Source organism: Stutzerimonas stutzeri (genome assembly GCF_024448985.1).
Lineage (GTDB): Bacteria > Pseudomonadota > Gammaproteobacteria > Pseudomonadales > Pseudomonadaceae > Stutzerimonas > Stutzerimonas stutzeri_AP.
This window is the reverse complement of the sequence record NZ_JAMOII010000008.1, coordinates 51412-73034: the sequence shown is the minus strand read 5'-3', so window position 1 is coordinate 73034 and position 21623 is coordinate 51412. Positions and strand designations below refer to the sequence as shown.

General features: G+C 60.1%; 25 protein-coding genes. 16 read left to right on the top strand and 9 right to left on the bottom strand.

The genetic code is table 11. The features are described 5' to 3' along the window. Positions 1-113 precede the first annotated feature (113 nt). From NA647_RS11410 to murB, 8 genes are all read left to right on the top strand, one after another. The gene (locus tag NA647_RS11410; protein WP_256057791.1) at positions 114-2339 is read left to right on the top strand and encodes a DNA internalization-related competence protein ComEC/Rec2; all 2226 of its coding nucleotides are present in this window, start codon (positions 114-116) and stop codon (positions 2337-2339) included. Between the two features lie 71 nt (positions 2340-2410). Further along, the gene (locus NA647_RS11405; RefSeq protein ID WP_256057790.1) at positions 2411-3043 is read left to right on the top strand and encodes a MotA/TolQ/ExbB proton channel family protein; all 633 of its coding nucleotides are present in this window, start codon (positions 2411-2413) and stop codon (positions 3041-3043) included. Beyond that, entirely contained in the window at positions 3040-3468 is a 429-nt protein-coding gene (locus tag NA647_RS11400; RefSeq protein WP_256047891.1) for an ExbD/TolR family protein, read from the top strand. Before NA647_RS11405 ends, NA647_RS11400 begins: the two co-directional genes overlap by 4 nt. Next, positions 3468-4472, top strand: coding sequence for a tetraacyldisaccharide 4'-kinase (gene lpxK, locus NA647_RS11395; protein WP_256057789.1), 1005 nt, complete (start codon positions 3468-3470; stop codon positions 4470-4472). Before NA647_RS11400 ends, lpxK begins: the two co-directional genes overlap by 1 nt. A 41-nt stretch (positions 4473-4513) precedes the next feature. Beyond that, positions 4514-4699 (top strand): Trm112 family protein, encoded by a 186-nt coding sequence (locus NA647_RS11390; RefSeq protein WP_131648208.1) that lies wholly within the window; start codon positions 4514-4516, stop codon positions 4697-4699. Further along, a complete protein-coding gene (gene kdsB / locus NA647_RS11385; protein ID WP_256057788.1) occupies positions 4696-5466 on the top strand; it encodes a 3-deoxy-manno-octulosonate cytidylyltransferase in 771 nt (256 codons plus the stop codon). Before NA647_RS11390 ends, kdsB begins: the two co-directional genes overlap by 4 nt. Further along, entirely contained in the window at positions 5463-5927 is a 465-nt protein-coding gene (locus tag NA647_RS11380; protein ID WP_256057787.1) for a low molecular weight protein-tyrosine-phosphatase, read from the top strand. The genes kdsB and NA647_RS11380 overlap by 4 nt, the downstream gene beginning before the upstream one ends. Beyond that, the gene (gene murB / locus NA647_RS11375) at positions 5924-6943 is read left to right on the top strand and encodes a UDP-N-acetylmuramate dehydrogenase (protein WP_256057786.1); all 1020 of its coding nucleotides are present in this window, start codon (positions 5924-5926) and stop codon (positions 6941-6943) included. Before NA647_RS11380 ends, murB begins: the two co-directional genes overlap by 4 nt. Before the next feature lie 103 nt (positions 6944-7046). Here the strand turns inward: murB and fdxA are convergent, their stop codons facing one another. Continuing rightward, positions 7047-7370: a ferredoxin FdxA gene (gene fdxA / locus NA647_RS11370; protein WP_014851990.1), complete on the bottom strand. Its 324-nt coding sequence runs from the start codon at positions 7368-7370 to the stop codon at positions 7047-7049. Between the two features lie 129 nt (positions 7371-7499). After that, positions 7500-10079 carry a DNA mismatch repair protein MutS gene (gene mutS / locus NA647_RS11365; protein ID WP_272889650.1) on the bottom strand — a complete coding sequence of 860 codons (2580 nt, stop codon included), beginning with the start codon at positions 10077-10079 and terminating at the stop codon, positions 7500-7502. Positions 10080-10342: 263 nt separating this feature from the next. Between mutS and NA647_RS11360 the strand changes: the two genes are divergently transcribed. The 4 genes from NA647_RS11360 (at position 10343) to recX (ending at position 12783) form a co-directional block, all read left to right on the top strand. Then, on the top strand, positions 10343-10513 hold the full coding sequence (locus NA647_RS11360; protein ID WP_256057785.1) for a hypothetical protein: 171 nt from the start codon (positions 10343-10345) through the stop codon (positions 10511-10513). Between the two features lie 168 nt (positions 10514-10681). Next, on the top strand, positions 10682-11176 hold the full coding sequence (locus tag NA647_RS11355; protein ID WP_256057784.1) for a CinA family protein: 495 nt from the start codon (positions 10682-10684) through the stop codon (positions 11174-11176). Between the two features lie 90 nt (positions 11177-11266). Then, a complete protein-coding gene (gene recA / locus NA647_RS11350) occupies positions 11267-12310 on the top strand; it encodes a recombinase RecA (RefSeq protein WP_181102714.1) in 1044 nt (347 codons plus the stop codon). Between the two features lie 5 nt (positions 12311-12315). Further along, entirely contained in the window at positions 12316-12783 is a 468-nt protein-coding gene (gene recX / locus NA647_RS11345; protein WP_256057783.1) for a recombination regulator RecX, read from the top strand. 74 nt (positions 12784-12857) lie between these two features. On the opposite strand, the gene NA647_RS11340 is transcribed toward recX, so the two are convergent. Continuing rightward, positions 12858-13940: an LOG family protein gene (locus NA647_RS11340; RefSeq protein ID WP_256057782.1), complete on the bottom strand. Its 1083-nt coding sequence runs from the start codon at positions 13938-13940 to the stop codon at positions 12858-12860. A gap of 315 nt (positions 13941-14255) precedes the next feature. Beyond that, positions 14256-14648, bottom strand: a complete 393-nt coding sequence (locus tag NA647_RS11335; protein ID WP_256057781.1) for a PA3611 family quorum-sensing-regulated virulence factor — start codon at positions 14646-14648, stop codon at positions 14256-14258. A 118-nt stretch (positions 14649-14766) separates the two neighbouring features. On the opposite strand from NA647_RS11335, the gene NA647_RS11330 reads away from it, so the two are divergent. After that, complete coding sequence (locus tag NA647_RS11330; protein WP_256057780.1) at positions 14767-15483, top strand: tRNA-uridine aminocarboxypropyltransferase; 717 nt, start codon at positions 14767-14769, stop codon at positions 15481-15483. Positions 15484-15497: 14 nt separating this feature from the next. Here the strand turns inward: NA647_RS11330 and NA647_RS11325 are convergent, their stop codons facing one another. Beyond that, the gene (locus NA647_RS11325; RefSeq protein WP_256057779.1) at positions 15498-16421 is read right to left on the bottom strand and encodes a DMT family transporter; all 924 of its coding nucleotides are present in this window, start codon (positions 16419-16421) and stop codon (positions 15498-15500) included. A 234-nt stretch (positions 16422-16655) separates the two neighbouring features. On the opposite strand from NA647_RS11325, the gene erdR reads away from it, so the two are divergent. Further along, on the top strand, positions 16656-17306 hold the full coding sequence (gene erdR / locus NA647_RS11320; protein WP_256057778.1) for a response regulator transcription factor ErdR: 651 nt from the start codon (positions 16656-16658) through the stop codon (positions 17304-17306). A gap of 56 nt (positions 17307-17362) precedes the next feature. Here erdR and NA647_RS11315 read toward each other — a convergent pair whose 3' ends face one another. Then, positions 17363-18289 (bottom strand): LysR family transcriptional regulator, encoded by a 927-nt coding sequence (locus tag NA647_RS11315; RefSeq protein WP_256057777.1) that lies wholly within the window; start codon positions 18287-18289, stop codon positions 17363-17365. A gap of 117 nt (positions 18290-18406) precedes the next feature. On the opposite strand from NA647_RS11315, the gene fpr reads away from it, so the two are divergent. Further along, positions 18407-19183 carry a ferredoxin-NADP reductase gene (gene fpr, locus NA647_RS11310; protein WP_131648222.1) on the top strand — a complete coding sequence of 259 codons (777 nt, stop codon included), beginning with the start codon at positions 18407-18409 and terminating at the stop codon, positions 19181-19183. Positions 19184-19241: 58 nt separating this feature from the next. On the opposite strand, the gene NA647_RS11305 is transcribed toward fpr, so the two are convergent. Together NA647_RS11305 and NA647_RS11300 are read right to left on the bottom strand one after the other, a co-directional pair. Then, on the bottom strand, positions 19242-19727 hold the full coding sequence (locus tag NA647_RS11305) for a YchJ family protein (protein ID WP_256057776.1): 486 nt from the start codon (positions 19725-19727) through the stop codon (positions 19242-19244). A 4-nt stretch (positions 19728-19731) separates the two neighbouring features. Beyond that, a complete protein-coding gene (locus NA647_RS11300) occupies positions 19732-20229 on the bottom strand; it encodes a DUF6231 family protein (RefSeq protein WP_256057775.1) in 498 nt (165 codons plus the stop codon). A 206-nt stretch (positions 20230-20435) separates the two neighbouring features. Here NA647_RS11300 and NA647_RS19605 point away from each other — a divergent pair, with 206 nt between their 5' ends. Beyond that, positions 20436-21038, top strand: a complete 603-nt coding sequence (locus NA647_RS19605) for an OmpA family protein (RefSeq protein ID WP_131648225.1) — start codon at positions 20436-20438, stop codon at positions 21036-21038. A 70-nt stretch (positions 21039-21108) separates the two neighbouring features. On the opposite strand, the gene NA647_RS11290 is transcribed toward NA647_RS19605, so the two are convergent. After that, a complete protein-coding gene (locus tag NA647_RS11290) occupies positions 21109-21573 on the bottom strand; it encodes a CopD family protein (RefSeq protein ID WP_256057774.1) in 465 nt (154 codons plus the stop codon). Positions 21574-21623: the final 50 nt, after the last annotated feature.

Genomic DNA, 21623 nt, shown 5'->3' with positions numbered 1-21623 from the left:
TTTGTGACATTAGGTATACACTGCCCCGGCCGACAGGATGTCGAGCTTCGTGGTAGACCACCCGAATATTTCGGGTCGCGTTTATCGTTTTGGAAGGGAATCTGGGAGATGTAATGCGTGCAGCGATGCTGGCGCTGGCGGCAGGCCTCCTACTGCTGCGCTTTCTACCGCAGTTACCACCGATGTGGGCTCTGCCCTTCATCTGCATGTCCGGTTTGGCGCTGCTACCGTCGCGCTTTTGGCCGGGCGCCTTTTTTTGCTTTGGATTTGGCTGGGCCTGCCTGAGTGCTCATTGGGCGCTGGATGATCGCTTGCCGGTAGACCTCGACGGGCGCACCTTCTGGATGGAAGGACGCGTGACCGGACTGCCGGACATCAGTGATGGCGTGGTGCGGTTCGAACTGGTGGATATTTCGTCGCGTCATGCCGGTCTACCATCGCGGATGCGATTGGCTTGGTACGGCGGGCCGGTGTTGCAGGCCGGAGAACGCTGGCGGCTTGCGGCCAAGCTGAAACGACCACGTGGTCTGGTCAATCCGAACTCATTCGATTACGAGGCCTGGCTCCTGGCGCGGCGGATTGGCGCCAGCGGCACGATCAAGGCCGGAGAGCGCGTGTCGGTCGCGCAAGGAAATCAGTCGTGGCGCGATCGGCTGCGCCAACGCTTGTTGGCAGTCGATGCGCAGGCACGCTCGGGCGCAATCGCAGCGCTGGTGGTTGGCGACGACAGTGGTTTGTCTACGTCCGATTGGCGGATCCTTCAAGACACCGGAACCGTGCATCTGATGGTGATCTCGGGCCAGCATGTAGGAATGCTTGCCGGCCTGCTTTATGGCCTGGTCGCGCTGATGGCCCGCTGGGGTATCTGGCCACCACGGGTCGCCTGGCTGCCTTGGGCGTGTGGCTTCGCCCTGGCAGGTGCGCTTGGATACGGCTGGCTGGCGGGCTTCGAAGTGCCGGTGCAACGCGCTTGCATGATGGTCGCGTTAGTACTTCTGTGGCGCTTGCGCTTTCGACATCTCGGTGTATGGCTGCCCCTACTGATTGCGGTCGATGGTGTCCTGCTGCTGGATCCGCTGGTAAGCCTGCAATCGGGGTTCTGGCTGTCGTTCCTGGCGGTAGCATTACTTGTATTGATTTTTCGCGGTCGGCTCGGCAGCTGGGTCTGGTGGCGGGCTTTGGGCCGGGCACAGTGGGGCATGGCGTTCGGCTTGTTACCAGTGTTGCTTGCGTTGGGCTTGCCGGTAAGCCTGAGCGGCCCGATCGCTAATCTGTTTGCCGTGCCGCTGGTCAGTGCGCTGATTGTACCTTTGTCATTATTAGGCACCTCGCTGTTGTGGCTTTCGGATGTCGGCGAGTTGCTGCTATGGCTGGCTGGTGGACTGCTGGCGTTTCTATTCGATGCGTTGCAATGGCTCGCTGGCTGGCAACCGGCATGGCTGTCAACGTCCTTGCCGCTGTGGAGTTGGTTGCTGGTTGCGCTGGGCATGCTGCTGATCCTGTTGCCGTGCGGAGTGCCGTTTCGGGCGCTGGGGTGGGTGTTCTTCGCGCCCTTGCTGTTTCCACCGGCGAACACACCCGCTGTAGGGCAGGCGGAAGTGTGGGTGTTCGACGTCGGTCAGGGGCTGGCGGTGCTGGTGCGTACGCGTGAGCATGCCTTGCTATATGACGCGGGGCCGCGCTACGGGGAGTTCGATATCGGCGAGCGTGTTGTGTTTCCTTCGCTGAGGGCGTTGGGGCTGGCCGATCTCGATCTGCTGATCCTCAGCCATGCTGATAGTGATCATTCGGGAGGCGCCGAGGCAATTCAGCGATTGCTACCGGTAGCACGGGTACTCAGCGGCGAACCGGAGCGACTACCTGCTAAGTTGGACGCCGAGTGGTGCCGTTCAGGGGATCGTTGGGAGTGGGATCATGTCAGCTTCACGCTTTGGCAATGGCCAGAAAGCAAAAATAGCAACCAGTCTTCTTGCGTACTGTTGGTTGAAGCGGCTGGCGAGCGGCTGCTACTCACCGGAGACATTGATGCGGCAGCGGAACAGGCGCTAATAGCGAGTGATATGCCACTCGAGGTGCGGTGGCTGCTGGTGCCGCACCATGGTAGTCGCAGCTCGTCTTCCGCAGCGTTCATCGAGGCGTCGGGTGCTGACGGGGCACTGGTCTCGCGCAGCTTTCATAATGCTTTCGGTCATCCGCATCCGGACGTCGTGCAGCGTCTACAAGCAGCCAATATGCAGCTTTACGACACCGCCGAGCAGGGTGCCATACGAATCCTCCTCGGGCGCTTCGAATTTGCGCAGGGATTGCGCGCCGAACGGCGTTTCTGGCGGGAAAAATGAGAACCGAGGCCGTCGGCTGCCCATCGACCCTATGCTAGAGTGGCGCCACTTTTTCGAGGGGGATTCATCTCGTGTGGGAGCTGGTTAAAGCGGGCGGCTGGATAATGCTGCCAATCATTTTCTGTTCCATCGCTGCCGCTGGTATCGTCGCCGAAAGGCTGTGGACGCTACGGCCTGCTCGCGTGACCCCGCCGCATCTGCTCGGCCAGGTGTGGAAGTGGATCAAGGAAAAGAAGCTCAGTAATCAGAAGCTCAAGGAGTTGCGCGCCGATTCGCCGCTAGGCGAGATTCTGGCAGCAGGCCTGGCTAACTCCAAACATGGCCGGGAGATCATGAAAGAGTGCATTGAGGAGGCTGCGGCGCGTGTCGTCCATGACCTCGAGCGTTACCTCAATGCACTGGGCACCATCGCCGGGATCGCTCCACTGCTTGGGCTGCTGGGTACGGTGCTTGGGATGATTGAGATTTTCAGTGCCTTCATGGGCTCCGGCATGGCGAACGCACCGTTGCTCGCAGCGGGTATTTCCAAGGCGTTGATCACCACTGCAGCAGGTTTGATGGTCGGAATCCCAGCATTGTTTTTCCATCGTTTCCTGCTACGCCGCGTCGAAGAACTGGTGGTCGGCATGGAGCAGCAAGCGATCAAGCTGGTCGAGGTCGTACAGGGCGACCGTGACGTCGATCTGGGTGAGGGCAAGGCGTGAAATTTCGACGCAAGGCGCGGGAAAACGTCGATATCGGCCTGGCGCCGCTGATCGATGTAGTGTTTATCCTGCTGCTGTTCTTCGTGGTGACGACAACCTTCACCCGTGAAACCCAGCTCCAAGTCGATCTGCCTGAAGCGGCCAGCGGTACGCCACCACAGCAAGCCGAGACAAAGCGGCTGGAAGTGGTCATCGATGTCGAAGGTAAATTCACCCTCAATGGCAAGACCTTGATCAAGCATGATCTGAGCACGCTCATGGCAGCACTCAGCAAGGAATCAGAGGGCGACACCAATCTGCCGATGGTAATCAGCGCCGACGGTAAGACGCCACATCAGGCGGTCATCACCGCCATGGATGCGGCGGGTAAATTGGGCTTTGCACAGCTGCGCATCACTACCGTCGAGGCCCAGCCGGAACCCTGATGTCCTTTGCCGAACGTCTACAGCGAGCCTGGTATCAAGGGCACCCGGCTCTGGCCCTGCTCGCCCCATGGGAGGCGGTTTACCGGCGGGTGGTCGTTACCAAGCGACAGAAGTTTCTCAGTGGTTCGACCGACCGTTATCGGGCCCCGGTGCCCGTGGTGGTGGTGGGCAATATCACCGTTGGCGGAACCGGCAAGACGCCTCTGATTCTTTGGCTCATCGAGCATTGTCGCCAGCGCGGCCTTAAGGTCGGCGTGGTCAGTCGGGGTTACGGCGCCACGCCACCGGCCCATCCGTGGCGGGTAATGCCCGAGCAGACAGCGGCCGAGGCGGGCGACGAGCCGTTACTGATCGCGCAACGGACGGGCGTACCGGTGATGATCGATCCGGATCGCGCCCGTGCGGTTCGCGAGCTACTGAAGATCGAATCGCTCGATCTGATTCTTTCCGACGATGGTTTACAGCACTACCGGCTTGCACGTGATCTTGAGCTGGTGCTAATCGATGCCGCCCGCGGGCTCGGCAACCGTCGCTGCCTGCCGGCCGGCCCATTGCGTGAGCCAGTGGAGCGGCTGGAGTCGGTCGATGCGGTGCTTTTCAATGGAGCGCTTGCCGACGACCCCTCCGGTTTCGCCTTTGCCCTGCAGCCATCACGTTTGGTCGAGTTGGTCAGCGGACAGAGCTGGCCGCTCGATCATTTCCCTCGGGGTCAGCAGCTGCATGCGGTCGCCGGAATCGGCAATCCGCAGCGTTTCTTCACCACGCTCGAGGCGCTACACTGGCGACCGATTCCGCACCCCTTTGCCGATCACGCTCGCTATAGCCTGGAGCAGTTGAGTTTCAGCCCCGAGCTCCCCTTAGTGATGACGGAGAAGGATGCGGTCAAATGCCGGGCATTCGCGTTGCCGGGTTGGTGCTATCTGCAGGTACAGGCCGCGCCTTCGGCGGCATTCGTGACCTGGTTCGATGCCCAGCTGGACCGACTGCTGCCGGAACACCCCTAAGCCGCTCGACTTGCCTGGTGCGGTCGATCCAAGGACTGCGCATGGATACCAAACTGCTCGATATTCTCGCCTGCCCCCTCTGCAAGGGTCCGCTGAAGCTGGCCGACGACAAGTCCGAACTGATCTGTAAGGCTGACGGCATGGCCTTTCCCGTGCGAGACGGGATCCCGGTGATGTTGGAGAGTGAAGCCCGCACCCTCGAAGTGGATGAGCGTCTGGACAAATGAGTAGCTCCTATACCGTTGTGATCCCGGCGCGTTACGCGTCCAGCCGCTTGCCTGGCAAACCGCTACAAGATATCGCAGGCAAACCGATGATCCGCCACGTCTGGGAACAGGCGTGCAAGAGTGGTGCGCAACGGGTGGTGGTGGCGACCGATGACCAGCGCATTCTGGAGGCCTGCGAAGGCTTTGGTGCGGACGCCGTGCTGACCCGAGTCGAGCACAACTCGGGGACGGATCGCCTTGCCGAAGTGGCGGAAAAGCTGGGTCTCGCGACAGATGCAATAGTGGTCAATGTGCAGGGCGACGAGCCGTTGATTCCCCCTTCGGTGATCGATCAGGTCGCATTCAACCTGGCCGCGCACCCCGAAGCGGCAATCGCTACCCTTGCCGAGCCGATCAGCGATTCGCAGGCGTTGTTCAATCCGAACGTGGTCAAAGTGCTCAGCGATATCAATGGTTTGGCGCTGACATTCAGTCGTGCGCCACTGCCTTGGGCGCGGGACGAATTTGCACAGGACCGGAATGCTTTGCCGTCCGGCGTTCCATATCGCCGACATATCGGTATCTATGCCTACCGAGCCGGGTTCCTGGTTGACTTCGTAGCCTGGGGCCCCTGCTGGCTGGAGAACACCGAGTGCCTTGAGCAGCTGCGTGCCCTCTGGCACGGCCAGCGCATTCACGTGGCCGATGCGGTCGAGGCGCCTCCGGCAGGGGTCGACACCGCCGAGGATCTCGAGCGCGTCCGTAAGTTGCTCGGAGCCCGAGCGTGAAGGTTCTGTTCGTTTGCATGGGGAATATCTGCCGTTCGCCCACTGCTGAGGCCGTGTTTCGTAAGTGTGTTCAGGATGCCCAGCTGGATGATCGAATCAGCATCGATTCGGCCGGAACCGGTGACTGGCACGTTGGAAAGGGGCCGGATCAGCGGTCTTGCCTGGCCGCCGCCAGACGAGGCTACGATCTCAGTGCGCTGAGAGCGCGGCAGGTGATAGAGGATGATTTCCGGCGCTTTGATCTGATTCTGGCGATGGATCATGACAACTTGGAGCGATTGCAGGCGCTGCGGCCTGCTGATTCGCGTAGTGAACTCGACCTGTTCCTGCGCCGCTACAAGCTGGGCGAGGACATTGTGCCCGATCCGTATTTTGGTGGCGACGAGGGCTTCGAGCGGGTGCTTGAGTTGGTGGAGAGGGCATCCGCGGCGCTGCTCTGCGAAATCCGGGGGCGTCTGTGAGTCTTCTCATTGAGCAGAATCGCTCGCTTAAACCGTTCAATACCTTCGCCGTCGAGGCGCGCGCGACGCGCTTTGCCGAAGCGCATGACGATCAAGAGGTCATCGAAGCGCTCGCAGAGGCTAGGCGTCTCGGCGTTCGACCGTGGATGCTCGGCGGCGGCAGCAACTTGGTGCTGACCGGGGATGTGGATGCACTAGTGCTGCGTATGGCCAGCAGAGGCATTCGGATTGTCGAGGATGACGGGGAGCGGGCGGTGATCGAGGCGGAGGCGGGAGAACCCTGGCATCCCTTCGTGCTGCACAGTCTGGCGCTCGGCCTGTACGGGCTGGAAAATCTCAGCCTGATTCCAGGTACCGTCGGCGCTGCGCCCATTCAGAATGTCGGAGCGTACGGCGTCGAGATCAAGGATGTCTTCGCAGGGCTGACGGCGTTGGATCGGGAAACCGGGGAGCTCGTTGAGTTCAGTCCGCAGGGGTGTGAATTCGGTTATCGCGACAGCGTGTTCAAGCGCCAACCCGAGCGCTACATCATTCTGCGGGTGCGCTTCGAGTTGCAGCGGACACCGAATTTAAAGCTCGAATACGGACCGCTTCGTCATTGGCTGCAACAGCATGCTATCGAGTCCCCGACGCCGGCGGATGTAAGCCGTGCAATATGTTCGATTCGCAGCGAGAAACTGCCCGATCCGAGCGTCCTGGGCAACGCCGGCAGCTTCTTTAAGAACCCTTTGGTGTCTCAGGCGGCAGCTGACATCTTGCGCGAACGCTTTCCGGAACTGGTGGCGTTTGCGCAGGGGGATGGGCAGGTCAAGCTTGCGGCTGGTTGGCTGATCGAAAGGGCCGGCTGGAAAGGTTATCGGGAAGGTGATGCTGGCGTGCATAAACTGCAAGCGCTGGTTCTCGTCAACTACGGTGAGGCCACCGGACGGCAGATTCTGGAGCTTGCTCGGCGCATTCAGAGGGATATCGGCGAGCGTTTCGGTGTGCAGCTGGAAATAGAGCCGAACGTTATCTAGCCGACCTGCCGAGGCCCGCTACTTTCCGGTTGAGTTGGCTGCCAAGGATTGAACGAAAAAGGGATGCAGAAGCATCCCCTTTTTCTTCGTTATCGGTAGCGGCTCAGCGCTCCAGATACTGCAGCTTGTCCTTCACGCCGTCCCATTCTTCGGCGTCAGGCAGCGAGTCCTTCTTCTCAGTGATGTTCGGCCAAACTTCAGCCAGATCAGCGTTCAGCTCGATGTATTCCTGCTGGTCTTCCGGCACCTCGTCTTCGGAGAAGATCGCTTGGGCGGGGCATTCCGGCTCGCAGAGCGCGCAATCGATGCACTCGTCCGGGTGAATGACTAGGAAGTTCGGGCCTTCGTAGAAACAGTCCACCGGACAGACTTCTACGCAATCGGTGTACTTGCACTTGATGCAGTTGTCGGTGACGACGAAGGTCATTTCTATTATCTCCTCAGGCGTTTCGGGTGGCGTTGCAATGATGCCCCCGGTTCGGCAGGCTCAGCGGCACCAGGCAAATGCCGCTCATGTCCAAAAATGCGCGCGATTCTAGCAGCTTTTTGCGGCCCGTCAGATTTGCGTTTTCAGCTTGTATAGCAGCTCCAGCGCTTGACGCGGGGTCAGGTCATCGGGCTGAACCTTGCCCAGCGCCTCGATGACCGGGTGCGGCAGGCTGGCAAACAGATCGTTCTGCAGCGGCGGCGCGGGCTGGCCGGGCTCTATTTTCGGCATTTCGTGGGGCAGGCTGGTGGTTTCCAGGCGCGACAGATGGTCGCGGGCGCGCTGGATCACTTCGCCCGGCACGCCGGCCAGCTGCGCCACTGCTAGGCCGTAGCTTTGGCTGGCTGGGCCGGGCAGTATGTGATGCAGGAAGACGATGCGCTCGTTGTGCTCGGTGGCCGACAGATGCACGTTGGCCACCACCGGTTCGCTTTCCGGCAGCACGGTCAGCTCGAAATAGTGAGTGGCGAACAGTGTGAAGGCGCGAAGCTTTGCCAGGTGTTCGGCAGCGGCCCAGGCCAGCGACAGGCCGTCGAAGGTGCTGGTGCCACGGCCGACTTCATCCATCAATACCAAGCTGCGGTCGCTGGCGTTATGCAGGATGTTGGCGGTTTCGCTCATCTCCACCATGAAAGTGGAGCGACCGCCGGCCAGGTCATCGGAAGAGCCGATACGGGTGAATATGCGGTCCACCAGCGACAGCTCGCAGGCCTTGGCCGGGACGAAGCTGCCGATTTGCGCCAGCAACACGATTAGCGCCGTCTGGCGCATGTAGGTGGATTTACCGCCCATGTTCGGCCCGGTGATCACCAGCATGCGGGTGTCGTCGTCGAGTCCCAGGTCGTTGGCGACGAAGGGCGTCTGCAGCACCTGCTCGACTACCGGATGACGGCCCTGCTCGATGCGCATGCAGGGCTGTTCGACGAAGCGTGGACGGTTCAGATCGAGGGTCAGCGCGCGTTCGGCGAGGTTGCTCAACACGTCCAGCTCGGCCAGCGCGGCGGCGGAGTCCTGCAGGGGCGCCAAGTGGCCGATCAGCAGTTCCAGCAATTCCTCATATAGCTGTTTTTCACGGGCCAGGGCGCGGCTCTTGGCCGACAGTGCCTTGTCCTCGAATTCCTTGAGTTCCGGCGTGATGAAGCGCTCGGCGCCCTTGAGCGTTTGCCTGCGGATGTAGTCGGCGGGGGCGGATTCGGCCTGCTTGCTCGGCAGCTCGATGAAGTAGCCGTGGACGCGGTTGTAGCCGACCTTGAGGTTGGCCAGCCCGGTGCGTGCCTTCTCGCGCGTCTCCAGGTCCATCAGGTACTGGCCGGCGTTCTCGGAGAGCGACTGTAATTCGTCCAGCTCCGCATCGTATCCGGTCTTGAGCACGCCGCCTTCGCGGATCACCGCAGGCGGGTTGTCGATGATGGCGCGGGTCAACAGCTCGGCCAGTTCAGGGTAGGTGCGGATGCTCGCGGCCAGTTCGATCAGGTGCGGTGCCACCAGCTCCTGCATGCCCGCCTGCAGTTGCGGCAGGGCGGCCAGCGCATCGCGCAGGCGGGCCAGGTCACGCGGGCGAGCGTTGCGCAGACCAATCCGGGCAAGGATGCGTTCCAGGTCGCCGATTTCCTTGAGCTGCGGCTGGACCTGCTCGAAGCGGTAGTGTTCCAGCAGGCAGGTAATCGAGTCCTGGCGAGCTTCCAGCACCCGGCGATCGCGCAGCGGGCGGTTCAGCCAGCGGCTCAGCAGGCGCGAACCCATGGCGGTCTGACAGCGGTCGACCACCGATTGCAGGGTGTTGTCGCGCCCGCCGCCAAGGTTGATGTCCAGCTCCAGGTTGCGTCGGGTGGCGCCGTCCAGTACCACGCTGTCGTCGAGGCGTTCATGACGCAGGCTGCGCAGATGGTGCAGGGCGGTGCGCTGGGTCTCCTTGGCATAGGTCAGCAGGCAGCCGGCGGCACCGATGGCCAGGGTCAGCTTCTCGCAGCCGAAGCCTTTCAGGTCCTGGGTCGTGAACTGCTGGCAGAGGCCCTTGAAGGCGCTGTCGCGGTCGAAATCCCAAGGCGCACGACGGCGCACGCCACGGCGTCTTTCCAACGGCAGGCCTGCGGGCCAGTCATCGGGGATCATCAGTTCGGCGGGATTCAACCGCTCCACTTCGGCTAGCAGGGTTTCCCAGCCGCCGAATTCCTGCACCGTGAAGCGACCACTGGTGATGTCCAGCACCGAGAGTCCGAACAACCTCTCATCGCCGACCACTGCGGCCAGCAGGTTGTCGCGATGTTCATCGAGCAGCGCCTCGTCGCTCACCGTGCCAGGGGTAACGATGCGAACCACCTGGCGCTCCACCGGTCCCTTGCTGGTGGCCGGATCGCCTATTTGCTCACAGATCACCACTGACTCGCCAAGCTTCACCAGGCGGCTGAGATAGCCCTCGGCAGAATGAAAGGGAATCCCGGCCATGGGGATGGCATTACCGCCCGACTGGCCACGCGCGGTGAGAGTGATATCCAGTAGTTTGGCAGCCTTCTTGGCGTCCTCGTAGAACAGCTCATAGAAGTCGCCCATGCGGTAGAACATCAGCTGATCTGGATGCTCGCGCTTGAGCTTCCAATATTGCTGCATCATGGGCGTATGCTTGGAAAGATCCTGAATTTCTTTTTTCATCAATGAATTAGAGCTGTTCGAGTGTTTGCGGTGGGGCAGGATTGAGGTCAGGCAGTCGGGTTGTATTCGCGCCGAATGGTTCGAAGTTCGCCGCTCGTCCTTTTGGGGGACGCAAGGTTATCACGGCCATCAGTCCGGGCTAACGCGCGGTCGGAAGCGAATGTCGACGGGGGACGTCGGCCTGATCCTGACTGGCGGTCTGCACGATCCATCTCTGTGCCGCTCGAATGACAGGAGGCCACAGGCGGCCTCGTTGGAGGTGAATGATGCAAGACCAAAGCGACCCTAACAATCCCGATTCGTCTGCGCAGCTACCCGGCGACCCGGAAGGCGCCGGCATCGACGACGCACCCATGTCGGATCCGGACAATGGCGAGCTGACCGACGAGGACGTCGAGTTGTTCGAGGACGATCCAGACATTCCGACGGTCTGAAAAGCTTCCGCTTGAAGATGATCAGCCCCGCTTCGGCGGGGCTGTTTTCTATTGTCCAAGGACAGCTTTGGAATGCGTGCTGATTCCAATGGGCCAACGGAAGACCGGCTGTACAGCGCCTTTGGCTGAGGTAGGCTGTAGTCTTTTCGTTGCACTGAGGACATCGCGATGAACCCGACCGAAGCACTCGCCGCCGAACTGGGCCGCGCGCTGCAGCTTGCCAGTGCACAGGTCACCACTGCCGAGTCCTGTACCGGCGGCGGCATCGCCGAAGCCATTACCCGCATCGCTGGCAGTTCGGCCTGGTTCGAGTCGGGTTTCATCACTTACTCCAATGTGCAAAAGACACGTCAGCTGGGCGTGCCAGCCGATCTGTTCTCCCAGGTCGGTGCAGTCAGTCAGGAGGTTGTAGAAGCGATGGTGCGTGGTGCACTGCGCGCCAGCGGAGCGCATTACGGCGTCGCCGTTAGCGGTATTGCGGGCCCAGGTGGTGGTTCGCCGGAGAAACCGGTTGGCACCGTGTGGCTGGCTTGGGCGGCAGGTGACCAGATCGTTGCCAAGCGCTTCCAGTTCGACGGCGACCGGCAGGCCGTACGTGAGCAGAGCGTGGACGCCGCGCTCGTCGGATTGATCCGGCTCGCGGCGGGAGAAAAATCGGTTTAGGGCTAGGCGCTTTATTTTGCCTATGCTCTAATACTGTCTACTTATACAGTTGTCGTGGCCTCTGGCCCTCTTGATCAAGTGAGGATTGTAATGGACGAGAACAAGAAGCGCGCCTTGGCCGCCGCCTTGGGCCAGATCGAAAAACAGTTCGGTAAAGGTGCGGTCATGCGTATGGGCGATCACGATCGCCAGGCTATTCCTTCTATCTCTACCGGCTCGCTGGGCCTGGATATCGCACTGGGCATTGGCGGTCTGCCGAAAGGCCGTATCGTCGAGATCTATGGTCCCGAGTCCTCGGGCAAGACCACCATGACGCTGTCGGTGATTGCCGAGGCGCAGAAGGCGGGTGCTACCTGCGCCTTCGTCGATGCCGAACATGCATTGGATCCCGATTACGCCGGCAAGCTCGGTGTCAATGTCGATGACTTGTTGGTCTCTCAGCCGGACACCGGCGAGCAGGCGCTGGAAATCACCGACATGCTGGTGCGTTCCAATGCCGTCGACGTGATCATCGTCGACTCGGTGGCGGCGCTGGTACCCAAGGCGGAAATCGAAGGTGAAATGGGCGATACCCACGTAGGCCTGCAGGCGCGTCTGATGTCTCAGGCGCTGCGCAAGATCACAGGCAACATCAAGAACGCCAACTGCCTGGTCATCTTCATCAACCAGATCCGCATGAAGATCGGTGTGATGTTCGGTAGCCCAGAAACGACTACTGGTGGTAACGCGCTGAAGTTTTACGCCTCGGTACGCCTGGATATTCGTCGTACCGGTGCAGTGAAGGAAGGCGACGAGGTGGTTGGCAGCGAAACGCGCGTCAAGGTCGTTAAGAACAAGGTGGCGCCGCCGTTCCGCCAGGCCGAGTTCCAGATCCTCTATGGCAAGGGCATCTACCGCAACGGCGAAGTCATCGACCTCGGTGTGCAGCAGGGCCTGGTTGAAAAGTCCGGTGCCTGGTACGCCTACAAAGGCAATAAGATCGGTCAGGGTAAGGCTAACGCCGCTAAATACCTGGAAGAAAATCCGGAAATTGGCCGCGAGATCGAGCAACAGATCCGCGACAAATTGTTGGTGGTCGCACCGAACACCAAAGCCAACCCGGTGGCTGAAGATCTGGCCGAAGCCGATCTCTGATCCGTATGCCGGTTGTGCTCGATAGTCCCGCCGCCGTGCGGCGGGCAGCCATGGATCTTCTGGCCCGTCGCGAGCATGGGCGCATTGAGCTCAGTCGCAAGCTGCGCACGCGCGGCGCGCAGCCCGAACTCATCGAGCCGGCGCTGGATCGGTTGAGCGAGGAGGGACTGCTCAGCGAAACACGCTATCTGGAAAGCTTTGTCCGCATGCGTGCAAACGCGGGATACGGCCCCTTGCGTATCCGTGAGGAGCTGTCTCAGCGAGGGCTTGCTCGGGACGATATCGAGCAGGCGTTGCGTGATAGCGGCTTCAATTGGGCTGCGCAGTTACATGAGGTCTGGATGCGCAAATTCGCCGGCGAGCTACCGAGCGACCAGCGGGAACGCGCTCGGCAGGGCAGATTCCTCAGTTACCGCGGTTACCCTCTGGATATGATAGGCCGGCTGTTAAAGCGCGGATCGCTCGATAGCTGAGGCGGCTGATTCTTTTCGCAGCATGTTTTCCAGGCCTGGGTGGCGGATAGGCAGCCTATTCGCGGTTCAGTCGTTCACTCTGGTGAAACTGCCCAGTTCTGCCGCTCATTGATGAGGTCGGTCAGCTCGCGTAGGCGACCGTGGTCGCGGCCATTGAATACGAAGCTCAGCCGCGGTAGCTGTCGCAACTCCGGCTCATCCAGTTCCATCGCGCAGCATGGCTGCTGTTCGAAGCAACCCTTCAGGCAAAGATCTGCGAATTCGGTGTTCAGAACGTCCAGTGCGGCGTCGGTCAGCTGGTGGTTCAAGCGCATGACGAAGCGGTCTTTCCACCAGCGGCTCGAATGGAAGTTGCTGTAGAACTTATCAATTTCTACGGCAGCGTCTTCGGCGTTATCAACCAGCCGCATCAGGCGCATGTCGGTGGGCAGTATGTAGCGATTGCCTTCAAGTTGGCGGCGCATGAAGTCCAGCGCGTCCTTCCAGAAGGAGCCGCCGGGCTCGTCCAGCAGAACGATAGGCACCAATGGGCTCTTTCCCGTCTGTATCAGCGTCAGCACTTCCAATGTTTCATCCAGCGTGCCGAATCCTCCGGGACACAGGACCAAGGCATCGGCTTCCTTGATGAAGAACAGCTTGCGCACGAAAAAGAAGTGGAAGGACAGCAAATGCTCAGTACCGTCCACCGTGGGGTTGGCGCGTTGCTCGAAGGGTAGGGTGATATTCAGTCCGAGGCTGTTGTCCGTGCCCGCGCCCTCATGGGCGGCCGCCATGATGCCACCGCCGGCCCCGGTAATGACCATCAGGTCGTAGCGCGCCAGGGTTTCACCCAGTTCGCGTGCCAGCGCATACAGCGGATGCTCGACGGGCGTACGTGCCGAGCCGAACACCGTGACCTTGCGGCGCCGCTTGAACGGTTCGAGTCGGCTGAAGGCATGCTCCATTTCGCGCATGGTCTGCAGCATTATCTTGGCATTCCAACGGCTTCGATCCGCTTGCGCCAGGTGCATGATGGTGATCAGCATTTCGCGGTAAAGGGGGAGGTTCGGGCTGTCTGCCGGTACAACCAAGGCCGCCAAGTCATCAACCCTTTTCGACAGCTCGACACCGCTGGCCGCGAAATGTCGTGATAAGTCGTCGTTCGGTTCGAAAGGCATACTACGTCTCCCTTGCATTGGAACCTGCGGCGTTGCTCTGGGCCGCCTTGCGCGAGGGGTTCGCGCGGTGTGCTTAAGCTTGCCAGTAATCTTTGGAACAGACCAAGATCGGGCAATGCTCTGTGCCTTTTGAAGTTAACGGTAGCCCATCGCGGAGATCGAGATATCAGCCGCGTGCTTGCTTGGTGCTGCGAACCGCCTTGTTCAATCGAATAAAGACATATCAGTAACGGGCAAGCGAGCACGATTCTTTTGCCAGGCGGCAGGGCAGGCACGCAGTTGCCCTTTTGAGAGGCTTTCAGCAATTAGGGACTTTCAGCAATCGCTAGCACGGTACCTTTCGGTTGTTATCGGCTTCTTGTTTTCGTATTCGCTGAATTCGAAGCGCAACACCGCGCCCTGGTCCATCAGCTGACGTAGGCCATCATTGCTGCAAACACTCGCAGCCAGCTGCGTGCGGACCTGCTTGGGATTGTCACGCATCTGCGCGGCATGGCGGGGCTGGACGCTCAAATGGTTGACCAGCTCATTACCGTCGACGCTGTACCCTTCGTCGAGGAGGTCGGAGTTGATTGCCCGCGGTGTTCCGATGCTGCTTTCGCTCGCGACTTTCTCGAGTAACGGGCCGAGTGCCTGATCCTGTGCCGTGGCGGCGTGAGCGAAGGGTAGGGCGAGGCAGAGCGTGAATAGAGTGGTCAGACGGTGCATGGTGATCTCCTGGTGACTGCCGTCGTTCGACCGGTGTCCGCCTGCACGGTTCAGCGGCTGCCATGGTTTCCGGCCAGGCTGCTAAACTGCCGCCCCGCTCAGACTGATCGAATTTCCCATGCCACATGCTGTAGCCCGTTTGCGTGAAGCGCGCCTGGCCCGTAGCGCCAAGCCATTTATCGCACGCGGATCGCGTACGTCGCGCTGCCCACGTTGTCGGGTCGCCACTAGTCATTGCTTATGTGACTGGCTTCCGCGGGTGGCGGCGAACAGTGCAGTGTGCCTGGTCATGCATGACATCGAGCCGCTGAAGCCGAGCAATACCGGCTGGCTGATTGCCGATATCGTTGCCGATACCTACGCCTTCACTTGGCAGCGGGTCGGGGTGGATCCAGCGCTACTGGCGCTGCTCGCCGATTCCCGGTATCAGCCGATTGTGGTGTTTCCCGGCGAGTATGCCGAGCCCGAGCGGGTGGTTTCACAAGTGGAAGTGTCCTCAGGCAAGCGCCCGCTGTTCATCCTGCTCGATGCGACCTGGACCGAAGCACGCAAGATGTTTCGCAAGAGTCCTTATCTGAGCGGCCTGCCCGTGCTGAGCCTGCAGGCCGAGGCGGTGTCACGCTATCGTTTGCGTCGCTCGACGCGTAGCGAGCATTTTTGCACTGCTGAAGTCGCCGCGTTGTGCCTGGACCTGGCGGGGGACGATCAGGCAGCTGGTGCGCTGGATGCCTGGCTGGATGTGTTCACCGATCATTACCTGGGCGCCAAGCACCACCGTAAGCCTGATCCGGACGACGCCACACATCGGGCATTGGCGGCGTTCAGGCGGTGCTGAAAGGGTCGGCGCGATCAGTGCCTGGCTGTTTGTGGAGTTTCATTATCGACAGCCATAGGCAGGGGCTTACGCGGCCAAAGCTGCGCGGCGAGCATGCCGACGAACATCAGCGCGCAACCGAAATAGCCGCGCATACTGAGGCTTTCATCGAGAAACACCGCGCCGGCGATCGCGGCGAATACCGCTTCGAGCGACAGAATGATGGCCGCATGCGAGGCAATTGCGTGCTTCTGCGCCACTACTTGCAAGGTGTAACCAACACCCACTGCAAATAGACCGCCATAGATCAAAGCGGGTGCCGCCAGCCAGATGCTGTTCAGACTGGCTTCCTCGAAGACCGCCGCCAGCACCAGACTGACCACCGCGCAGGTGGCAAATTGCAGAAAGGCCAGGCGGATGGCGTCGTGGCGCCCGACGAAAAAACTCACCAGCAACACATGTACGCCCCAGACGAAAGCGCCGGCCAGTTGTATCCAGTCGCCGGAGGCGACCTGGAAGTTTTCGCCAATACTGAGCAGGGCCATGCCGATCACTGCCAGAATCGCACCTAACCAAGTGCCTGCCCCGGTTCGCTGGCCGATGATCAGCCCCAGCAGCGGTACGACGATGACGTACAGACCGGTGATAAAGCCGGAATTGGTCACGCTGGTGAAGAGCAGGCCGACCTGTTGCAGATTGATGCCCAGTGTTAGCGCAAGCCCCATGCAGAGGCCGCCCAACAGCAGGCTGCGCTGAAAGAAAGGCTCGTGCCGAGCAGCTCCACGGCCCTGATGCAGTAGCAGAGGCAAGAGAACGATGGCGCCCAGGGCGAAGCGCAGGCCGGTAAAAAGGAAGGGGCCGATGTTATCCATTCCGACCCGCTGTGCGACGAAAGCGCTGCCCCAGATCATGGCCGTAATGAGCATCAGGAAATCAGCGCGAAGGGCTTGGTTACGCATGTTTGAGTTCATCTGGAGAAACCTGCGAACTGTGCATCAAAGCGATGCGATTGGCCACAGATTCATCGGCCCACTAGGCTGGGCCCCTGATTAAATGCGGAACGGTGATCGAATTTCGAGTGGTGGCGCGATATCATCACCGCGGTCCATCAGGAACGCCTCGGGTTCTTCGACCTGAAGTCGGCATCCGGCTCAGGCCGGTGAAAGCGCCAATAAAAAAATCATAGGTCTGCCATGGCTGCTTACGAAATCCTTATCGCTGACGATCATCCTCTATTCCGCAGTGCGCTCCAGCAAGCCTTGACGCTTGGTCTGGGCGACGGCGTGCATTTGTCCGAAGCGGCGAGCATCGCCGAGCTGGAAGCTCAACTGACCCGGACCGTAGATTGGGATTTGGTCCTGCTGGATCTGAATATGCCGGGCGCTTATGGCTTTTCAGGATTGGTGCTGCTCAGAGGGCAGTATCCTCAGCTACCGGTAGTGATGATTTCCGCCCAGGAAGACGCGGCAGTAGTCGCCCGTTCGCGCGAGTTCGGCGCCAGTGGCTTCATCCCCAAATCCAGTTCGCTGGAAACTATTCAGGAAGCGGTGCGAATGGTGCTGGACGGCGACGTCTGGTGGCCCAGCAATATTCAGGACGTTGCCCATGTCAGCCCCGAGGCCAAGGCAGCCAGCGAGGGTCTCGCCAGCCTCACGCCTCAGCAGTTCCGGGTATTGACCATGGTTTGTGACGGCCTGCTGAACAAGCAAATCGCCTACGAGCTGAGCGTGTCCGAGGCGACCATCAAGGCGCATGTCACTGCGATCTTCCGCAAGCTGGGCGTTCGTACCCGGACACAAGCGGCGTTGTTGCTACAGCAGATGGGGTCGATTCCAGGCAGCTGAAGGCTGCGTCACGGTTTGCCGAAGAGCGCGCGGCCCGTAAACCGAGACGATTACGATCAGGCGATCGATGGTAGGACGATTTCATCGCTGCGCCGTACCCCTGCAGTCAGCGCCCGGCATTGCTCGATGAATTCGCGCATCGCTGCGGTCTGGTATTTCAGCGAATGCCAGATGAAATAAAACTGCCGAGTCAAATCCAGTTCGGGTGTTTCCACCGCAACCAGACTGCCGCGCCGAAACGCGTCGCGCAGTGCCAACCGTGATATGCAGCCGATCCCCAAACCCGATTCGACGGCGCGCTTGATCGCTTCGGTATGTTCCAGTTCGAGCCGGATATTCAGTTTGGCGGGATGATGGCGCATCGCGTGATCGAATGTCCGCCGAGTGCCGGAACCCTGTTCACGAAGGATCCACGCCTCACGCGAAAGCTCTTCCATGCTTACTTCGGTGCGTCCCGCCAGGACATGTTGTGGTGCGCAGAAGACCACCAGCTCATCTTCTACCCAAGGCAACACTTCGATATCGGGGTGCTGGCAATCGCCTTCGATCAGACCCAGGTCAAGTTCATGTTGTGCGACCTGATGGACAATATGCGCCGTATTTTGCACATGCAGCTTCACTCGGCACTCGGGGTGACGCTGCATGAAACTGCCAATCAGCAAGGTGGCGAGATAGTTGCCAATCGTCAGGGTTGCGCCGACGTTGAGTGAGCCGAAGCCGGTCTTGCCGGCCAGCAGGTCCTCAATGGCCTTGGCCTGATCCAGCAGGCTCACCGCTTGCGGCAGCAGCTGATGACCTAGTGAATTGAGCCACAGGCGCTTGCCGGCGCGGTCGAACAACTGGCAGCCCGATTGCCGCTCCAGTTCGGCTAGCGAAGTACTGGTAGCCGATTGGGACAGCGCAAGACTTTGCGCCGCGCGGGAAACGCTTTCCTGGCGGGCGATGGAAACAAATACCTGAAGCTGACGCAGCGTAAAATGCATATCTATATAACCGATAACATATATCGTTAATATTCACTTAGCGGATATTAACGATGCCGGTAAACTCTCGTAAATATCAAAGCGTGCTCTTCGCGAGCTAGAAGGGGAATCCGTAACATGAGTAACCTGAACGTCGAGCGAGTCCTCAGTGTTCATCATTGGAACGACACGCTGTTCAGTTTCAAAACCACCCGTAATCCAGGGCTGCGCTTTGAAAATGGCCAGTTCGTGATGATCGGTCTCGAAGTCGAGGGCCGACCGCTGATGCGCGCCTACAGCATCGCCAGCCCGAATTATGAAGAGCATCTGGAATTTTTCAGCATCAAGGTTCCGGATGGCCCCCTGACGTCGCGCCTGCAGCACCTCAAGGAAGGCGACTCGCTGATGATCAGCCGTAAGCCTACCGGCACGCTCGTCCTGGACGACCTGCTGCCAGGCAAACATCTCTATTTGCTGAGCACGGGTACCGGTTTGGCGCCATTCATGAGCGTAATTCAGGATCCGGAGACCTATGAGCGTTTCGAAAAGGTCGTGCTGATTCACGGCGTGCGCTACGTGAACGAAGTCGCTTACCGGGAATTCATCACCGAGCACCTCCCGCAGAACGAATTTTTCGGCGAAGCGCTGAAAGAAAAGCTGATTTACTATCCGACCGTGACGCGCGAGCCGTTCGAAAATCAGGGACGCCTGACGGACCTGATGCGCAGCGGCAAGTTGTTCACCGACATTGGTCTGCCTCCAATCAATCCCGAAGATGATCGCGCCATGATCTGCGGAAGCCCGAGTATGCTGACTGAAACCAGCGAGGTGCTGAACAGCTTCGGCCTCAAGGCGTCGCCGCGCATGGGCGATCCAGGGCATTATCTGATCGAGCGTGCTTTCGTCGAGAAGTAAGCACTCGGTGAAATCGTGAAAGAAGGCCGGCTGGCGCGATGCGTTTGCCGGCCTTTTTTCATATATAGGTAGCGCAGCACTTCTTGAATTTTTGGCCGCTGCGGCAAGGGCAGGGATCGTTGCGACCGGCTTTCAGTGGGACGGTCGGATCGATGAAATACCATTTCCCGTCGTGCTGAACAAAAGCCGAACGTTCATGCTGAGCATGCTGCCCCGCCGGATCGTGCCAGCGAGCGGTGAACGTCACCAGCGCGTGTTCCGGCTGCCCACCAATGAGTTGGCTGTCTTCCACTTCCAGCCCGAGCCAGGTGCTCGTGGCGCTCCAGTCTCTCATCGATTGCACGTCTAGCGACTGCTGCTGCACGGGCAGCGTCGTGGCCTTGAGATAATCGACGAGCCCTAAGACGTAGGCGCTATAGCGTGAACGCATCAGCCGTTCCGCACTCGGCGCCGGCTGGCCGCCGTGGTATCGCCCGCAGCACTCGCTGAGCGAGTCGCCGCTGCCGCAAGGGCAATTGGCGTCATGTTGTGTTTCGCTGATCATCGATTCACCACCAATATTTACCGAACATCTGGGGATTGGCCCAAAACTTCGCGTTCAGCCAATCCGGAACCTGCTTGTAAGCAAGCAGGTCGTAGGTGAAGAGGGTCAGGGTCTGGCGGTCACGTTCGAAGTGCGCGCTGATCTGCAGAGCGAGGGCAAAGAAGTCGGTGGCCTGCCAGTCGCATGCATTGAGGTCGATCAGAACCGCGATTCGGTTGGCGTTGAGATTGCGGATGCCACCGAGCAGTTGCAGACCTTCGTGCTTGGGCAGATGTTCGAGGCAATCGGCGACGATCGCCAGATCATAACGTTGGCTCGCCAGTTCGTCGGGCAGCGGAGCGGTCGGGGCGTGGTCGATGTGGCTGTTCAGATGGCTGCGGCTGAACGCATCGACTGCTGGCATGGCGCTACGGCCAACCTGCAGGAGCCGCATCGGCACGTACTGCTCAAGCAGTGCAGCCAGTGCCTGTTGCGGCGATTGTAGTGAGCCGGATGCGATCAAGCCGGGATCCTCGAAGTTACGTACTGCACGCTGCAGATTGCGGTTCGTATGTTTTGCCAAGGTGTAAAGACTAGCGCGACGGCGTGCGCCGTCCTAGTCTCGTTATAACTGGAGCCGCTTTGCCATCCCGCATGGCGCTCTGGCCGATTCCAAACTAGGAGGTTTTACCGATGAGTAGCTTACGGACAGCAGTACCCGTGATTGTAATGACCACCTTCCTGGCCGGCTGTGCAGGGGTGCAAAAGCAGGATTGGCCTAGCTGTGCGGCGGTCGGCGGTGTCACCGGTGCAGCGTTGGGTGCGATAGAAAGCAGCACTTACGCCGGGTACGGTGCCTTGATCGGTGGCGGTGTGGCTGCGGCGTACTGCTGGGCCAACGGTACCGAACAGGAGACGGTCGCCGTGGTCGAGACCGTCGAGCCAACGCCGGTTGCCGAGCCTGAACCAGAGCCCATGGCCGAGCCCGTGCGTGTCGAGCTGGACGTCAAGTTCGACTTCGACCGTGCGCAAGTCAAGCAGGACAGCATGGCCGACATCAAGGATCTGGCTGACTTCATGAAGCAGTATGGCCAGACTTCGACCGTCGTCGAGGGGCATACCGACTCGGTTGGTACCGATGCGTACAACCAGCGTCTGTCCGAGCGCCGTGCCAACGCTGTGCGCGACGTGCTGGTCAATCAGCATGGTCTGGATGGTAGTCGAGTCGACGCAGTGGGTTATGGAGAGTCTCGTCCGGTTGCCGACAACTCGACGGATGAAGGACGGGCCATCAACCGTCGTGTAGAAGCGGAAGTAGAAGCTCGCCCTTAAGGTGTGGCTGAAATGACGAAGCCGGGCACTGCGCCCGGCTTTTTCATGTCATCGAGTCGAGTCGTCTGGTTCAGAGCAATGGGTGAGCGCTGGCCAGCAAGATGAGCAGCAGTCCCAGCAATAGATTGATACCTACCAGCCGGCGGATCCGTCCCAGCGCCGCGCCGCCTTCCGGCCAGTTTTGGGCGGTGATCGCGCGCTTGAGTTCAGGCAGCTGCAACAACTGGATGCGCAGAAACAGCGCCAGCATTACCAAAAACACTCCAGCCATGATGTGTACATAGCGGGGCGCCGCCGCCAACCCGTCGAAGCGCATGTGCCACATGCCGATACCGCTGATCGGCAATACCAGTACCGTGACCCAGACCCATTTGAAGAAGCGGCGAAATACTTCTGCCCACAACTTCAACTGCTCGGGGGCCTGCAGCTCGGAGACAGCGGCAGGGCGCACTATCATCCAGGCGAAAAACATACCGCCGACCCAGATCATGGCGGCCAGAACGTGGAGCGAATAGGGCAGGGCGAAGGCGGTCACGGTAAATCTCCGGTGGCGATTGAAGAAACGCGCGCTATCATAGCCACCTC

Coding starts and splice junctions, on each gene's coding strand:
- erdR (WP_256057778.1), top strand. CDS start 16,656: ATGGCTGCTTACGAAATCCTTATCGCTGACGATCATCCTCTATTCCGC.
- NA647_RS11305 (WP_256057776.1), bottom strand. CDS start 19,727: ATGATCAGCGAAACACAACATGACGCCAATTGCCCTTGCGGCAGCGGC.
- lpxK (WP_256057789.1), top strand. CDS start 3,468: ATGTCCTTTGCCGAACGTCTACAGCGAGCCTGGTATCAAGGGCACCCG.
- NA647_RS19605 (WP_131648225.1), top strand. CDS start 20,436: ATGACCACCTTCCTGGCCGGCTGTGCAGGGGTGCAAAAGCAGGATTGG.
- NA647_RS11315 (WP_256057777.1), bottom strand. CDS start 18,289: ATGCATTTTACGCTGCGTCAGCTTCAGGTATTTGTTTCCATCGCCCGC.
- NA647_RS11410 (WP_256057791.1), top strand. CDS start 114: ATGCGTGCAGCGATGCTGGCGCTGGCGGCAGGCCTCCTACTGCTGCGC.
- NA647_RS11325 (WP_256057779.1), bottom strand. CDS start 16,421: ATGCGTAACCAAGCCCTTCGCGCTGATTTCCTGATGCTCATTACGGCC.
- fpr (WP_131648222.1), top strand. CDS start 18,407: ATGAGTAACCTGAACGTCGAGCGAGTCCTCAGTGTTCATCATTGGAAC.
- recA (WP_181102714.1), top strand. CDS start 11,267: ATGGACGAGAACAAGAAGCGCGCCTTGGCCGCCGCCTTGGGCCAGATC.
- NA647_RS11390 (WP_131648208.1), top strand. CDS start 4,514: ATGGATACCAAACTGCTCGATATTCTCGCCTGCCCCCTCTGCAAGGGT.
- NA647_RS11335 (WP_256057781.1), bottom strand. CDS start 14,648: ATGCACCGTCTGACCACTCTATTCACGCTCTGCCTCGCCCTACCCTTC.
- kdsB (WP_256057788.1), top strand. CDS start 4,696: ATGAGTAGCTCCTATACCGTTGTGATCCCGGCGCGTTACGCGTCCAGC.
- NA647_RS11340 (WP_256057782.1), bottom strand. CDS start 13,940: ATGCCTTTCGAACCGAACGACGACTTATCACGACATTTCGCGGCCAGC.
- NA647_RS11360 (WP_256057785.1), top strand. CDS start 10,343: ATGATGCAAGACCAAAGCGACCCTAACAATCCCGATTCGTCTGCGCAG.
- mutS (WP_272889650.1), bottom strand. CDS start 10,079: ATGAAAAAAGAAATTCAGGATCTTTCCAAGCATACGCCCATGATGCAG.
- fdxA (WP_014851990.1), bottom strand. CDS start 7,370: ATGACCTTCGTCGTCACCGACAACTGCATCAAGTGCAAGTACACCGAT.
- NA647_RS11330 (WP_256057780.1), top strand. CDS start 14,767: ATGCCACATGCTGTAGCCCGTTTGCGTGAAGCGCGCCTGGCCCGTAGC.
- recX (WP_256057783.1), top strand. CDS start 12,316: ATGCCGGTTGTGCTCGATAGTCCCGCCGCCGTGCGGCGGGCAGCCATG.
- NA647_RS11355 (WP_256057784.1), top strand. CDS start 10,682: ATGAACCCGACCGAAGCACTCGCCGCCGAACTGGGCCGCGCGCTGCAG.